The following is a 15040-nucleotide window of genomic DNA, read 5'->3' on the forward strand; positions in this document are numbered from 1 at the left end:
ATTTCACGTGGATAACTTATTGATTCCACAGGGTTGCTAACAGGCATCCGTCAAAAGCACCTGTAAGCGGGCACAAAAAACCCGGCGCGGTGGCCGGGTCATGTGTCGATCATCCCTTGTAGGGCACTGGTGGGGGGCTAGGCATCAGCAGTAAGCCACCTGTGACCTGCTTAACCTTGGCGTCCGGGTAGACCATCAGAACCTTTTGAAGCTGGGGGATGAAGGTATCTTTAAAATCCTTGTCTGGGTTCTTTCCCTTGTACTCCTGGGCGAATTGCTCCCGCAAGCTATACCAGTGCAACGTAACCGGGCGGCCCTCGATCCGGTGCAGCCGGTGGGCCAGCCAGCAATATATATCCAGTGCCAGCGCGGAGCCTTTGAGTGCAAGCAATGCGCGATTGTCCAGCGGCACAGGGCGTTCCATCAGGATGTTATAAAACGAATCGTGCAAGCGTAGCGTGCCCGGCCATAGGGGCCGCTGCTTGCTCTCCTTGTCGCTTACCCAAGCATCAAAGTGATCTATTGGCTGCGCGTTCCATGTGCGCCCACGAAACCCCATTTGCAAATGACAAGAGGCTAAAGCGTGCATTTGTGTCCGAAGTGTCGAATAGCGGCGGCCCTCGCTCTCCATTCCCATCATTCGCAGGAACTCGGCGGCGCTCTCACCTATCGGAACCTCTGCGGTCTTGTGGCGAACGGCATACGTAGAAACCCAAGCCAGCGCAAGGCGTGGTAAAGGGCCATAGGGCACCGTCTGCTGTACTGGGCCGTTACCCTCGTCCAGCAAACCGGCCTGAATGCTTATCCACGCATCACCAGACTGACGCAGGAAGCTGGAGCCTTCAACCTTAGAGCGAGGCAAGCCAACTTGGCACAAAATGCCGTGATTAAATGCCATATCGTTACCCCTGGGCGGCGCTTCCATTATCTGCGCTGACGCATCAATCAGCGCAATATCGGCCCGTGTGGGCTGCTTGCGGGGCTTGGCGGCCTTCTCGCTGCCACTGGTGGCGGTCGCCTTCTTTGTGGCACTGCTACGGCGCTTTTGAGCGGGTGCCTTTTTGGCGTTCTCCACCTTAGCCGGTGCTGCCGGTGCCGGGGTGTGGATCACGCCCTGGGCGGGTGCCTGGCTATGGTGTTCAGCATAGCGGCGGGCAATGTCGAAAGCGGTGCTTTCATCAACGCCGCTATCTATCAATTTCCGTCTGTATTCGATTTCGTCAAAGTTATTCATTCCTCTTTCCTTTTAAGTTGTTAGCCTTATCCCGTGCATTGGATTAGTCTTTGTTTCTGCGTAGCTTTTTGCTCTCTTCTTCCCTTATAACCCTGTGAACTGTCGTTCTATGAACGCCAAATATTCGGGCGGCCTCTCCGGGCTGCTTACCCGCTGCCAATAACTCCAGCAAAGCGGCTCGTTTTTCATCGGTTAGTTTCTTAGGTGCCCCTAAGTGCTTCCCTTTTTTCCGGGCTTCCTGGCGGCCTTTCTCTGTCCTCTCGGCTATCAAGCTCCGCTCAAACTCGGCAACACCTGCAAAAATGGTCATTACCATTTTCCCGGCTGGTGTGGTGGTATCTGCCCACGGCTCCGATAAGCTCTTAAATGTTGCCCCGGTTTCGTGTATCTGCTCCACCAATGCCAACAGGTCGCGGGTGCTGCGGGCCAGTCGATCCAACCGGGTGACTATCACCACATCACCGGCCCTTAGCTTGTTCAGCATCTTTTGCAGCTCCGGGCGGTTCTGGTGCCTCCCTGTCACCTTGTCGGCAAATACCTGGTTGCAGCCTGCGGCCTCCAGATCGTCTATCTGCCCTTCAAAACCCTGCTTGGTTGTGCTTACTCGTGCATACCCGAAGGTCATGCGCCCCGTGAACAGGTCAGGGGTGTTTGTGTCTCGTTCTTCCATCAGCCCACCTGTAGCATTTTACACAATATTTTATAGAAAAAAATGATTCTATCTTATGCTACACGTTTATGCGACACTTTCGGCCCTTTTGAGCCTGTAGCAGAAGCTAGGAGTTATGCGACACCGGGCAGCCCTGGGGGGGCCGATTTAACGGAACCCTGGGCCACCGGCTGGGGGGGTGATTTAACGAAGCTAGGGGGGGGGTCTGATTATGCGTAACCCTGCCCGGCCTGCTGCCGGGCCTGGTGGGTCACTCGATCACGGCCAGCAAGTCGCACGGGTTGGCGGCGCTGCAACGGGTAGCGATACGCTGGGCGGCCTGCTGTGCATCCTTGGCGTTCACTAGAAACCCGAAGCCGGTAGCGCGGTGGGTGAAGCTCACCACGCCCACAACCTCACCGGCCTGATTGATAACCGGGCCGCCACTGCTGCCCTGGTAAATTCTGGCGTCTATCTGGATCAGGTCACGCCCTCCCCTCAAAACGTCGTTGTTCCTGGACGTGGCCAGCCATGACCGGCGCGGGTGGCTCACAATACCGGCGCTGATACTCTCGCTGAACCCTGCCGGGCCTCCTACGGCGGCCACTGGCTCCCCTCGCTCCGCTCCTGCGGCGAACGATAGCGCGGGCCTGCTCAGGGTCGGCACGGCCAACAGGGCCACGTCTGCGCCTCTGTGGCGCGGCTCATGCCCGACAAGCTGGGCGGCGTGTTGCTCACCCTCTGCGGTGATAACGGCAAACCCTGCCCGGCTCATGGCCTCCACGGAGTGCGCGGCGGTCATCACATACGGGCGGCCCTCGATCTCTACCACAAAGCCGGTGCTGTCATAGGTCGGGGTCTGGCCGGTGGGTGTCGGTCGCCAGCCGGTCAGCCAGCGGTTCAGGTATTCGGTGGCCTTGGTTGCCCAGCTCACGCGAACGCCGGGGATCTCCATCACCCTGCTGGACGTGGTGGCGTCTGTGGTTGTCACGGTGACAACGGACGGCAGCACAGCGGGGGCTTGCTCTCGCCAGTCATTCGCCTGGGTAACAGTCGCCACGGTGGCAAGTACGGCAGCGGCTAACAGTCTGCGGATCATGGGCGCACCTCCTGCACCTGGACGGCGAAGGCGGCAATAGCCTGGCGGTTGGCGGCGGCTTCGGTCGCGGCGGCCACGGATACGATCAGCGAGGCGCTGAACACCAAATAGGCGGCGAAGGCGGCGGCTTTCATTCGGTGCCCTCCCCTTGGTGCAAGCGGCGGTATAGGGTCGCGTCTTGCCATTGCTCTACCAGCTCATGGCCACGGGCCACGTTCTCCCGGTGGGTGTGAACGGCGTAGGTCATCAGCGGGGCGCTGATTGCTCCGGTGCCAATGAGGCACAAAATAGCGATAGCGGCCCAATCTCGCGGTTTTGGTGTAGGACATTTTGCCCTATTGGCTGTTATACTCTTGTCTACCATCGCTTCTTTCCTGTCAGTTAAAACCCGTGCATTGGATTAGCTGTTGGTGATTCGGTGGGGGGCGCTGCGGCTTACGCTACAGCGCCCTTTCTTTTACCTGGTCAGGTCGTTGGCATCCTCACGGGTGTTCACCTCGTCGGCCTGCATGGTCGCCCTGATTCGGTCGCCTATCTCGTGTTCCTGCTCGGTGGCGGGCACTAGAACCCGGTCGGTTTCCCAATCGGCCCCGGTCGCCTCCACTGCATAGAACTTGCTGCCGTCCTCCATCTCCACGGTGTTGACGATCTCACCCCGTACCCGGTCGCCGTCCTCCATGTGGCGGAAGTGCTGGCCGTCGATCTCGACGCCCTGGGCGGCTTCCTGCTGCGGTTGCTGCGCCTGGGTGGCGGCCTGCTCCTGCTGCGGCTCCGGCTTGTAGTCGCTGGCTGGGCCAAAGCTGCCGGACAAGTCGGCGGCCTGCTCCTGGTGCCGGTCGCTCTGCTGCACCTGGCCACGCTCGGCGGTGCCGGATCGTACAAAGGCGGTCAGTTCATCGGCTGCCTTTTGGCGTTCTGCTTCCTGCTGCTTATGCTGCTGCTCCATATCTCGGTGCAGTTTGGTTAACGGGTCGCGCTCTAGCGGGGCTTTTGCCAAGTCCTCTACTTTCTTAACGCCCTTCTCTAACATTTCTTTTGATTGTTCATCCACATAAACGGATGTTGTCGTTGTGGTCGTGGTTTTGTTGTATCCCATGCGGTCGGCCACGTCATAAATAGAACTTCTGAACGTGGTAGGTCTGCCGCCTCGTTGATAGGTCGTGCTGGATCGCTGGCCTGTTACAACGCCGGTTAACTCGGTATCCCCCTGTTTCATCGTGTCGGATATGTTCAACTCTTGGCGCTGTTCACTTTCTGGAATCATGCCGGTCTGCTCAGGCCCGCCATGCTCCGGCTGAAATTCCTCCAGAATCTCCTTTTGCTGTTCCAGCGTCTTGATATATTCGCGGGTCTGGTTGGCCTCTTGGGACAACTCGGCGGCTTTTGCCTGGTTGCCCTGCTGCTCGGCTTCGGTTCTCTCGCGCTCCAGACGCTCCAAGTTATCGCGCTCTTTGTTCAACTGATTTTGTAATTCCATCGTCCTATCTCCTTATGAAAAATCTCTGAGCTGTTCGGTCATCGTGATTTCGTTGTTAATGTCCTCCAGTTGGCCAACGTCTAAATCCGTGTAATGCCCTTCACCCATTTCAATGCGGGTTTCCAGCATGTGGCGGGTGTTGTAGAGGTGTTCTAATCGGGCCTCGATCTCAGCCCGTCTAATGTCTCTGTCACTCATAAAGTAACGCTCCTGTATTGGTTAAAGTCCGTGGCCACCATCGCGGCCCCTGTTGCGGCTTCTCCGCTGCTCTCTCTCTTTCTCCTGTTGCTGTTCCTCCCTTTCCTTTTGGCGTTGCTGTTCGCGCTCCTGGGCGGCCTTGCGGGCGGCCTGGTTGCGCTCCTGGTCAAACTGTTGAACACGGCGGGCGGCTTGCTCCCGCTGCTGTCGGGCCTGCTCCATCGCCGGATCGGCAAAGGTGACGCGCATACCACTGGTGGCCACCACGTCCAGCACGGCCTTTTTATATTCGTCGGTGCCGTTGACCGTCAGGCGTGGCCCGAACTTCTGCACGGCCAGCCTGAGCGCGGTTTCCAGCTCCTGGGCGTTGGTCTGGTATGTCCGAACCTCCCGGCCTGCATCGGTGAACAGGCGGCGGCCTCGGTCGTCGCTGTAATGAACATCACCCCGGCGGTCTACCTGGTAGCTCAAGCGGCGAAGGATCGGCGCGGCCTGCTCCTGCTGCTGCCCTTCCACGGTCGGCGTTCCTGGCTCGGCCTGGCTCGGCCTGTCAGCCTGGCGGCGCAACTCCAAAAGGGCGGCCTGGTCGCCCTGCTGGGCCTTCTCGGTCAGGAACTCCCGGAACTGCTCGGCGGGTGGCTTGCTGAACCGCTCTTTCAATGCCTGGCGTTCGTCCTTGATCTGCTCCGATAGCGCCTTGTCAGCAAGTGCCTTTTCCATCCGGGCCACGGACAAAGCGGCGCGGCGCTGTGCCCTGGTTAAACCCTTGTCGCCCTCGATGCGGTTTTTCCGGGTGTACCACTGCTGCCGCAACTCGCCCCGGCGCTGCTTGTCGCGCTCCTTCTGCTGCTCCCATGCCTCGCCCTTGGCCTCGCGCTGTGCCGGTTTCCACTCGTCGCGGTACTCGGCCCACAACTCGGCGCGGGGTCTGACTCGGTGCTGTTTCTGCGGCTCCTGGGCCTGCTGCTCGGCGTAGGTGTCGCGCAAAATCTCGCGGGCCTGCTGCCAAGGTAGGTTTAGCTCCTTGGTCAGAAAATCCGACACGTTCAGGTTTCGGGTGCCGCACTTGATCCGGTCGCTGCCGTCCTTGCCCTTGGTGATTTCGTACCGCTCCGGCTGTACGCCGTGGCTCTGACTGGTGGCGGCCAGTAGTCGGGCGGCGTCCAGCTCGCGCTTGATCTGTACCATTTCACCCTGTTGCCCGGTCTGCTGCTGTCGCTGCTCTGCCAAGTCGCGGCGGTACTGACTGGCTACGCTGTCGGACTGTCGGCGGGCGGCTCGCTCTGGTCGCTGCTCTCGCTGTTGGCCAGGCTGCGCTTGATCTCCGATAGATCGGCGGACAGCGGCGCTAACAGCTCGGCTAACTCGTCTATCAATGATCCCTCTGGCTGCTTGTTCAGCGCCTCCATTAACTCGGCTAACTGATTCGATATGGCGGCCTGCTGTTCGCAAATCGTTTTCAAGATCGGCAAAAGCTGCTCGGTGTTGTCCTGGTTGCTCATGGTCTGCTGCTCTCCATTTGGCGTTAAATCGTTGTTCACGTTCGGCCAGAATCTCGCGGCGGCGCTCCTGGTCGGCGGCCTTATATTCGGCGTACATTTTCCGGTTGCCGGAATTGAGGTAACGAATTTCACGGGCGCGGACTTCGTGCCACTCTTTCAGGCGCTCGCTGATCTGCTCCGGGGTCGGCTTGGGTCGCCCTGGTGTGCTGTACCCCTCGCCCTGCTCGGCGGCCAACTTCTGCACCTTCTGAGCGGTTGGCAACTCGATAAACTCACGCGAAAAAAGCGGCTCTTTCAGGTTCACACCCTTGGCGGCACCTTCCGGCTTTATATTCAGGTACTCACCACCTCGGCGCTCTTTCACCTCGCCAAACTCGGCGGCCAGCTCCCGGAACTGCTGCCAGTCGTTGACGTTGTTTTTTATAACAGCGGCCAACAGCTCGTTTTTAATCTCTCCACCTTGCCCGGTGAATACATCGCCTTTATATCGGCTTATCATTTCATGTTCGCCGGTCAGCTCTAGGCGTTGGTGATCCTTCGGGCTGGCTAATCCATATTTGGCGTTAATATGTTCTTGGAATGCCTCAAGGAATTTAGTTTGCTGCTCAACTTTGCCAAGTGGGTTCAAATTGTGACCGCTTAACAAATTCTGCTCAGGTATCACAATATGAACGTGTGGCTTCCGCTCTATAAACTCACCTGTTCCACGGTGGTTATAGCTTTTAATTTTCGGCAAGTGTGCCTCAGCATAAAAATTAAACTCGTCATCTTGATACGCTGAAAAGGCAAACTCTTTAAATTCATCGGTTATATTCTGCAAAGCCTCGCGGGTTATTTCATCCTCACGGAACGCCAAAGTAATATGCAGATATTTTTCACCCTGCTTGTTCATCCCATTTATAACACTGTCGGTCAGCTCTAAATCACCCGACAAAATAACGCGCTCGTCCAGTGTGTCGCGGTCAAAATCGCGGCCCTGCTTCTGGCCATTCTCCAGATATTCCCTAATGCCTGATTCACCGCCACGGACTCTAATCAACATCTTTAATCACCGCTTTCATATAACGGGCCATCAGCTCCAACTGATCCAATATATTGCTATAGGTGGCCTCGCTAATTGTTCCGGCGTTGTAATCCAAGTTAGCCCGGTGCGCTAACTGGTTTACGTTGTTGCTCGTCTTGTTGAACAGGTAAATAAGGCGCTGCTTTTCATCACTGCTCTTAATCTTTTTGGCCTTCTTGATCTGTGCGGCGGCTGCGGCTGCCCGCTCGATCTTCTCCAGGGAAACAGTGGATTGAATAGGCGCGGCTCCCACCTCGCCCAATCGCTGCCGGATATGCTGGCCCAAGCTAACGCCCTGCAAGGTGGCCTCACCTAGCAGACGATCATAAATATCTTTAGGTAGTCTTAAAGCTACTGATTCGGTCAGCTTAGCCATAAATAACCCCCCTTATAAAGCCTTTAATATCACTGCATTTATATGAAACACGAACAACATCAACACCCACTGAAGATAGGAAAATGTCTTTCTCTAAATCCATTCTTTGGCGTTCCTTAAATGCCTGTTCACCACCATATATATCTATCGGTTTAAAGTGTTGCTCACCGTCATATTCAATAACCATATTTCTATCTGGCAAAAAGAAATCAGCTCTCAAATTTCGCCCACAACCAAGCGCAGATAGATTATATTCAGGGATAAAATTAACGCCTTCTGACAAAAGAAACTCCTGTATCTCCATCTCTCCTTTACTACGAGCATTTGAAGAACAAAGACATAAAACAACACCACTGCAAGAAAGAACGCTCCTTTTATTAACTCGGCCACACCTACCACAAGAGAATGAAATATATGGATATTCTGAGTTCAAATAAAAGTGCCCGGATTTCTCCAAAACTGAAACAGCACTTTCAATACATGAATCCCTTTTTCCTTGCTTGATCCTTGAAACACACAGCGAACAATGAGCAACTAAATCAGGCTTAACATTTACTAATCTTTTACTCTGTTGCCCTCCACATTTCGGACAATCCCACCCAAGATATAGCCAAGGATCGCCATACCTCCTGAATGATTTGATACCATGCAAACCCAACGATAAGGCGACATTCCAACCGGCCATATTTTCCTTATCAATAGACGCGGCCACGCAATCCGCACAATCATCACTCCAACTAGCCGGATGCTTAAAAACCTGCCCGCAGCGTGAACAAGTGGAACGCCTGGTGCGGCGTTGCCCCCGCATCAACAACCATGCTTCTGTTTGTTTTAATGCCGCCTGCTCGTCGGTCATCGCCTCACCTCTCCATCTACTGCTGTCGGTGCGGGTGGCACCATTCGGGTTTCAAAGGGCTGGCCCTTTGGCACGGGATGTTTCAAAAACGCGGAGCGGCTTTTGTAAACATCCGACGTGCCTATGCTCTAGTGCTAGATTATAGCGCGGGGGCATGGAAAAGCAACACTAGGTTGCTTATGGTTGTTCCTGCGTTGTCCGGTGGTTGTCTATAGGTTGTTTAATGGTTGCTTTTGGTTGGCAAGCTGGTTTATAGTGGTTGCCAAGGGTTGCCCAAGGTTGTAATATGGTTGCCCAAGGTTGCCAAGGGGCAGCCAGGCAAGCATAAGGGGGGTGAACAATGGACATAGAGGAGTTTGAGAAGCGCCAAAAGCCCAAGGCGCGGCGCTCCAGACTGGAACCGTTCAAAGAACAAATCTTTGAACTGAAAGCCAAGGGGTACGCTAATTGGCAGATTAGCGAATGGCTGGAAGCTAACGGGGTAAAGGTGTCCAAAGAGTCCGTTCGCAAGTTCATCAAGAGCCGGGAGGACGAAGCAGAAAACGCACCAAATGAAGTAACCGCACCAACGGCAGAAAAACCCGTTGAACGCCAAAAAGAGGCGGCAGCGGAACCAGCACCTAAACCGGCTGAACCAGTCCCGGAAACTGACGAAGAAGGCGGGCGGCTTTCAGCTAAACAAAAACGTGAACGGCTTGCAGATCAATATATCAAGCCTGAAACAACAAACAGCCTATTCAAAAAGCGTAACAAGGAGTAATTCAAATGAAAGTTGCAGTTATTAACTTCTCTGGCAATGTCGGCAAATCCACTGTTGCACGTCACTTGCTCGCCCCGCGTATGAATGCGGAAATTATCGCGGTTGAGTCTATTAACTCCGATGGCACCGACTCGGAAGCCATTAAGGGTAAACAATTCGGCCAGCTTCAGGAATATTTGCTTGTTTCCGACAGTGCAACGGTTATTGATATTGGTGCGTCTAATGTCGAGGACTTTGTAAATCTGATGAAGCAATACCGTGGAAGCCATGAAGATTTTGATTACTTTGTGGTGCCGGTTGTTCCTAAAACAAAACAGCAGCGCGACACTATTAGCACCATTGACGCCCTGGCGGAAATTGGTATTCCCGCTAAAAAGCTGCGCCTCCTGTTTAATATGGTTGAACTGGATGAAGATATTGAAACCGTATTTGCTGGCCTGTTCGCATATCACAAGGAAAATAAAAACTTCACCCTGCGCCCTGATGCTTTTCTACCTGTAAAAGATATTTACGGAAAACTGAAAGGCGACTCTATGGGAATCGCTGAAATTCTCGCAGATAAAACCGACTATAAAGCGAAACTCAAGGAAGCCAAAGACCAAGCGGAAAGAATGCACTTTGCCGAAAAAATCAGCCTCCAGCGCCAAGCGGCTGATGTGGTCGAAGATTTGGACGCTGCATATAAAGCACTGTTCAAGTAAGGGGGCAACATGGCCAAAAACACACTTGAAGTATTAACGGCGGAAATGCTGGGTGATGTGGGAAAACTGCATGACCAGATTGAAGCATTACCGGCAAAGCTGGATGAAACCATCCAGCCCACGTTAAAACGCGCTGAGGAAGTCTTGCCTTATTTGCTGGACATAAAGCGCAAAGAGTTAGACGAAGCAGCGGCCAGAATACTGGCCGCCTCCGATGTACTGGAAGAAAACCGCCGACAACTGGCCGAAACGATGCAACAGGACGTTGATAACGAACTGCGGGCACGGGTCGAGGATTACACCAGCCAAGTGATGGCGGCCACCAAAACCATGATTGAACAAACCGTTCAATCTGAAATGACACAAGCGGCGCTCACGATCCAGACGGCAGCGCATGAACTGGATCAGGCCCGCAAAGGAATTAAGCGCAGCCAAGCACAAGAACTTCTCTGGATGGCCGCTGTAGCCATATTGGGGGGGCTTATGGGCGCATCCTTTATATTGATTCTCATGTAAGGAGTAACAACACAATGAATGTGAATTTATTTGGTCTGTTTTTCCGGGCGCTATTCCGCGCCCTGGCAACAGCTATTTTTGCACCGTGGCGGCTGATTGGTGAGATTTATAACTTCTTCGCCAAAGGGTCGCGCTATATGTTGATTGAATGGATCTACCTGGGCGCTACTGCGATCACTCTGGGGCATGTTATTCATACATGGCAGCATGAAGGGTTAGGCATGGCTATATTCGCCTGGCTCATGCTGACTTTAATCGTGTTGGTGTTCCTGGACGTGGCCAGCCAAATGATTGCCAAAATTCCCGATGATGGCCCGGCAGGGGAACTGTTCGGGTGGCTCAAGTGGGCACCGCCTGGTCGGGCTATTCCTAACCCGCGCAGGGCAGCAAGCCAGCACGGGAAAAAATACGTTCGAGGGGCGGCTGTTCTGGATGGTGAAGCGGTCGCGGCTGAACAGGCAGCCACCGGGGAGAATCTGGCCCTGTATATTAAACTCGGCGGGGTGGCGATTCCCTACAAAAGCGAGGCGGAACACTTCCTGATTTCTGGTAAAACCGGGGCCGGTAAGACTCAGGCAATTAACGCCATGCTGCGAGTTGTCCGGGAGCGAGGGCAAGCGGCCATTATCGCTGATCCTGCGGGCGGTTACTGCCAGCGATTCGGGCGCGAATGTGATTACCTGCTGAACCCCTTTGATGCACGGTCGGCTGATTGGTCGCCGTTCCTGGAACTGGAATATGAAGCTGATGCGGGCATGATCGCTAAGGCTGCAATTCCCGACACCAACGGCAGCGGGAAAGAGTGGAACAACTACGCGCAAACACTGTTCAAGGAACTGCTTTTACACCTTTGGAAGTCGGGCAACCACTCTGTTAAAGAACTGCTGCGTCTGGCTACCAGTGCAACACCAAAAGAGCTGTACCAACTACTGAAAAACACGCCTGCGGCGGCGTTTGTCGCGCCGGATAATGAAAGAATGCTCGGTTCTGTTCGCTCGGTCATGGCGGCTTATATCGCGGCCTGGGAATACCTGCCGGATCGCGGTGATTTTTCGGTTCGCCAGTGGGTGCGGGCTGTCGATCAGGGGGAAACGGACGCCTGGCTGTATCTGACGTATATGGATAATCAGCTTGCCATGCTTCGTAACCTGGTGTCGTGCTGGTTGGAGCTGGCCATAGTGGAAGGTCTGAGCCTGAGCGAAAGACCGGAACGGCGTATTTTCTACATCATGGACGAGCTGGACAGCCTGGGGAAAGTGAACAGTCTGCGCGGTGGTCTAACCAAGCTGCGAAAATATGGCGGCGTCTGCGTGAATGGCTTGCAGACAATCGCACAGCTTCGGGACACTTACGGGCGGGAGGAAGCACAAACACTGCTTTCCTGTATGTCTACTAAGTTGCTCCTGGCGGCGGGTGACAGTGAAACAGCGGAATACTTTAGCCGGGAAATCGGGGATCAGGAATTTCAGCGGGAAAACCGGAGCAAAGGACAATCGGCCCGGATCGGGGAGCTGGCCAGCTCATCCGAAAACATCAGCACGGAACACCGGACAGAACGCGCTGTTTTGGCGTCCGAAATTACCGCGCTGCCTAACCTGCACGGCTTCCTGAAACCTGTAGGAATGCCGGTAATGCGTATCACGCTGGATTATGTGGGAATGGACAACCTGAACCCGGCGTTTGTCAGAAAGGAGAATGCAAATGACTGATATAACCCTAAATCCAATAGCTCTGTTAAAAACAGTGGTCGTTATCACAGCGGCGGTTTCAATCGGCTATCTGATTTCTCATAAAGGTGCAGCGGGCACGGCAGAACGCCGGGCGGCTGTAGTTGAGCAATCAGCCGCTAATCAAGATGTTAGGCAACCTAAACCACCTGTTAGGCAAGTAGATTCAGAAGGGCCTAAATTATGGTCTGAAGAAAGAACCAACGAAATCGAGCAAGCCTGGGCGGATAGCCGGGCATCATGGCAAACGCGCACCTGGGGCGAAATTTTAGATGCTCAGGGGCCTAAACCTGAGCCACCGGAACAGCCTGAACGGCGCGTTATGACATTCGAAACAATGGGCGCTGAACGCCAACGGGCGGCAGCTCAAGAGGCAAGAGAACAGCGGGAAAACACCGGCACGGAACAGCCTAGCGACTAATCCAATGCACGGGTGAAACGTCAAACCATAGCCGGGCCATCATGCCCGGCTTTTTAACGCCAAAAGGGAATTAGCGTTCATTCGGATAGCAGTCTTGGCATAGAAATTTCCGCTCTTTACTGCTGCGCGGATCGTCGGCATGTGGGCCGCAGTTCATCACACATACCTTGGTTGACGGGTCAAAGGCGGCCAGCGCCTCCGGGTCAGCACGACGCCACGGGTAGCCAAGCGTAACCCGGTGGGGTAGGTCATCGCTGGGCGCGTCGTCGTCAATGAATGCGGGTTCTTCTTTTGCTGCCAATCTGTTGGCCACATTAAGCGGCCTGTCTTTTCTGTTTGTCTTATGTCTCATATCGTGAACCCAAATAGAACCCAGCGGCGACATATAGGGGATGATATGAGGGCCAAGCAACCAAATGGATTGGGTAAGCTCGAACGGGCCGCTTAGCGGTAATGGCGTCACCTTTGCCTGTTCGCAAAGTTTCAAATAATCCCCGTATTCAATATGTTCAAAATCAATCATTGTCATTGTCTCCCTGGTCTTTCTTGGTCGTGGTGCGCTTCCTGGGCGCGGCGGCCTTCTTCTCTGGCTGCGCCTTCTGGATCGCGGCCATCAGCTCCTTGTTCTGTGCGGTGATCGCCTCCAACTGACCGGCCAGCCCTGCGGCCTGTTCGCGGGCCTCTGCTGCGCTCTGGCGGGCTTTCTCCAGCTCGGCGGCCAACTGGTCGGCCTGAGCCTGGGCGGCGCTCTGGCGGTCGGCTGCGGCTTCCTGCTGCGCCTCGGCGCGGGCCTTCACTGTGGCCAGCTCTTGGGCGGTGGTGTCGCGTTGCTGCTGAACGGCGGCCAACTGGTCAGCGTGGGCGGCTGCCTGCTGCTCCAGCTTCTCCCGGATCGTGGCCAACTCCTGGCGGTGCTGCTCCTGTACCTCGTCCAGCTTTTGAGCGTGTGCGGTGGCTTGCTGCTCGGCGTGGGCCTTCTCCTGTTTCAGCTCGGCGCGTAGTTCCTCGATGCGCTGCTGTGCGTCCTGGTCGCGGCGTTCAAGTTCATGCAGCCGGGCGGCTGTCTCTGCAAGTTCCTGGGCCTGTTCCTGGCGTTGCTGCTCGGCGGCCATGTTCTCGGCCTGGGCCTCGGTCAACTGCTGTTTGCAGGTGTCCAGCTCCTGGGCTTGCTGTTCGTATGCGTCGGCCAGCTCGGCCCGCATGGTGTCAGCGTCTGCCCGTTCGGTTTCCCATGCCTGTTTTGCAGCGGTTAGCGACTCGTTGGCCAGCTCCTGGGCTTCACTCCAAACGGTGGCCAGTGCTGCGCTCATGGCGTCCTGTACGCGCTCCGGGATCGCCACGGCCACGGCTGCCGGTGCGGCGGTCTGCTGTCGTCTCCATTCCTTCATCACGGCGCTGGTGGTGTTCATGTCAGCCCTGGCGGCACGGCGTACCTGGTCAACGGTGGGGAACCGCTCGCGGTTGGCGTCCTGGTAAAGCTGGTCGGCGGCGTCGATGATGCGGGCGCGAATGTCGTTACTGATTTCCATGATGCTGCTCCTTTTGGGTGATCTCATAATAAGAATAATAATATCATTCTTATTATTATTATGCAAGGCCATTATTATTGCCCTGTCGGCGGGCGGCTCGATCTGCTCCGGGCGGCTGGACAGTCGCGGCGCTCTGTGCGGGCCGCTGAGGCGCGTTTCAGGTGTTGGGTAGGCTAACCCCTTGCCTTGGGTCGTTTCGGCGCTCCTGCGGCCTCTCTGGCGCTCTCGTTGCCCGGCTCTGGCTCGATGCTTGCGGCACCTTCCTTTTGGCGTTCAAACATTCCACCAAACCAACAGGCGGCACTGTGGTCAGTCCTTGGCACTGCACTAGCGGCCACCTCCACCCTGATAAACCTGTTTTTTGCGGCCTTTCAGCCGCTACCGTGTCCAGTTCTTGGCTCAACAGCTAACGGATGCCTCCAGAACGTCCAGAAACAGGCATAGGAGCCGTTTTCAGGCTCCGGGGGTGGGGTTGGCAGGGTAGGGCGCAAAGCGCCCGTTATAGACCTTAGCGGGCCGCTTGCGGCCCACATAGTCCAGGCTGACGCGAAGCGGCAGGGCGAAGGGAGCGAAGCGACCGAAGGGCAGGCGTGCCGTTAGGCACTTTTCGGCGGTCGATTTTCTGCGGTGCTTGGCTGTTTTCCACAGCGGCGGGGGTGATCCGCTATAGGATATTTTTATAGGAAAAAGCTATAGGAAGAACCTTATAGGTTTAGGGGGGGGGCGATTTCACGTGCTAGGGGGGGGGCGATTTCACGTGAAAAAGGCTCTAGGGGGGGGGGCGATTTCACGTGCTAGGGGGGGGCGATTTCACGTGGATAACTTATTGATTCCACAGGGTTGCTAACAGGCATCCGTCAAAAGCACCTGTAAGCGGGCACAAAAAACCCGGCGCGGTGGCCGGGTCATGTGTCGATCATCCCTTGTAGGGC

The 15040-nt window shown here is 55.4% G+C and carries 17 protein-coding genes; 5 read left to right on the forward strand and 12 right to left on the reverse strand.

Annotation, left to right across the window (positions count from 1 at the left end; translation table 11 throughout):
* Positions 1-109 precede the first annotated feature (109 nt).
* The 10 genes from F5971_RS18090 to F5971_RS18135 all read right to left on the reverse strand — a co-directional run bounded on the left by F5971_RS18090 (position 110) and on the right by F5971_RS18135 (position 8454).
* Positions 110-1234 carry a replication protein RepA gene (locus F5971_RS18090; protein ID WP_246187847.1) on the reverse strand — a complete coding sequence of 375 codons (1125 nt, stop codon included), beginning with the start codon at positions 1232-1234 and terminating at the stop codon, positions 110-112.
* Positions 1235-1277: 43 nt separating this feature from the next.
* On the reverse strand, positions 1278-1904 hold the full coding sequence (locus tag F5971_RS18095; RefSeq protein ID WP_246187848.1) for a recombinase family protein: 627 nt from the start codon (positions 1902-1904) through the stop codon (positions 1278-1280).
* 250 nt (positions 1905-2154) lie between these two features.
* Positions 2155-2982, reverse strand: a complete 828-nt coding sequence (locus F5971_RS18100; protein WP_193496522.1) for a S1C family serine protease — start codon at positions 2980-2982, stop codon at positions 2155-2157.
* Positions 2979-3116 carry a hypothetical protein gene (locus F5971_RS18105; protein ID WP_193496524.1) on the reverse strand — a complete coding sequence of 46 codons (138 nt, stop codon included), beginning with the start codon at positions 3114-3116 and terminating at the stop codon, positions 2979-2981. The genes F5971_RS18100 and F5971_RS18105 overlap by 4 nt, the downstream gene beginning before the upstream one ends.
* A complete protein-coding gene (locus F5971_RS18110) occupies positions 3113-3346 on the reverse strand; it encodes a hypothetical protein (protein WP_193496526.1) in 234 nt (77 codons plus the stop codon). Before F5971_RS18110 ends, F5971_RS18105 begins: the two co-directional genes overlap by 4 nt.
* Positions 3347-3439: 93 nt before the next feature.
* Positions 3440-4459, reverse strand: coding sequence for a hypothetical protein (locus F5971_RS18115; protein ID WP_193496528.1), 1020 nt, complete (start codon positions 4457-4459; stop codon positions 3440-3442).
* 12 nt (positions 4460-4471) lie between these two features.
* Positions 4472-4657 (reverse strand): hypothetical protein, encoded by a 186-nt coding sequence (locus F5971_RS18120; RefSeq protein WP_193496531.1) that lies wholly within the window; start codon positions 4655-4657, stop codon positions 4472-4474.
* A gap of 21 nt (positions 4658-4678) precedes the next feature.
* Complete coding sequence (locus F5971_RS18125; protein WP_193496533.1) at positions 4679-7201, reverse strand: LPD7 domain-containing protein; 2523 nt, start codon at positions 7199-7201, stop codon at positions 4679-4681.
* Positions 7191-7598: a hypothetical protein gene (locus tag F5971_RS18130; RefSeq protein WP_193496535.1), complete on the reverse strand. Its 408-nt coding sequence runs from the start codon at positions 7596-7598 to the stop codon at positions 7191-7193. The genes F5971_RS18125 and F5971_RS18130 overlap by 11 nt, the downstream gene beginning before the upstream one ends.
* Positions 7591-8454: a PDDEXK family nuclease gene (locus tag F5971_RS18135; protein ID WP_193496538.1), complete on the reverse strand. Its 864-nt coding sequence runs from the start codon at positions 8452-8454 to the stop codon at positions 7591-7593. Before F5971_RS18135 ends, F5971_RS18130 begins: the two co-directional genes overlap by 8 nt.
* 340 nt (positions 8455-8794) lie before the next feature.
* Between F5971_RS18135 and F5971_RS18140 the strand changes: the two genes are divergently transcribed.
* From F5971_RS18140 to F5971_RS18160, 5 genes are read left to right on the forward strand one after another with little or no spacing between them, the layout of a single operon-like run.
* Complete coding sequence (locus tag F5971_RS18140) at positions 8795-9214, forward strand: KorA protein (RefSeq protein WP_193496540.1); 420 nt, start codon at positions 8795-8797, stop codon at positions 9212-9214.
* A 5-nt stretch (positions 9215-9219) separates the two neighbouring features.
* A complete protein-coding gene (gene stbB, locus F5971_RS18145; RefSeq protein WP_193496542.1) occupies positions 9220-9915 on the forward strand; it encodes a StbB family protein in 696 nt (231 codons plus the stop codon).
* A 9-nt stretch (positions 9916-9924) separates the two neighbouring features.
* On the forward strand, positions 9925-10431 hold the full coding sequence (locus F5971_RS18150; protein WP_193496544.1) for a hypothetical protein: 507 nt from the start codon (positions 9925-9927) through the stop codon (positions 10429-10431).
* 14 nt (positions 10432-10445) lie between these two features.
* Positions 10446-12140, forward strand: a complete 1695-nt coding sequence (locus tag F5971_RS18155; protein ID WP_193496546.1) for a type IV secretion system DNA-binding domain-containing protein — start codon at positions 10446-10448, stop codon at positions 12138-12140.
* On the forward strand, positions 12133-12579 hold the full coding sequence (locus F5971_RS18160; RefSeq protein WP_193496549.1) for a hypothetical protein: 447 nt from the start codon (positions 12133-12135) through the stop codon (positions 12577-12579). The genes F5971_RS18155 and F5971_RS18160 overlap by 8 nt, the downstream gene beginning before the upstream one ends.
* 70 nt (positions 12580-12649) lie before the next feature.
* On the opposite strand, the gene F5971_RS18165 is transcribed toward F5971_RS18160, so the two are convergent.
* Together F5971_RS18165 and F5971_RS18170 are read right to left on the reverse strand one after the other, a co-directional pair.
* Positions 12650-13102, reverse strand: coding sequence for a hypothetical protein (locus F5971_RS18165; protein WP_193496551.1), 453 nt, complete (start codon positions 13100-13102; stop codon positions 12650-12652).
* Complete coding sequence (locus F5971_RS18170) at positions 13095-14108, reverse strand: DNA-binding protein (protein WP_193496553.1); 1014 nt, start codon at positions 14106-14108, stop codon at positions 13095-13097. The genes F5971_RS18165 and F5971_RS18170 overlap by 8 nt, the downstream gene beginning before the upstream one ends.
* Positions 14109-15040: the final 932 nt, after the last annotated feature.

Origin of the sequence: Nitrincola alkalisediminis (assembly GCF_009821115.1) — a bacterium.
Classification (GTDB): domain Bacteria; phylum Pseudomonadota; class Gammaproteobacteria; order Pseudomonadales; family Balneatricaceae; genus Nitrincola; species Nitrincola alkalisediminis.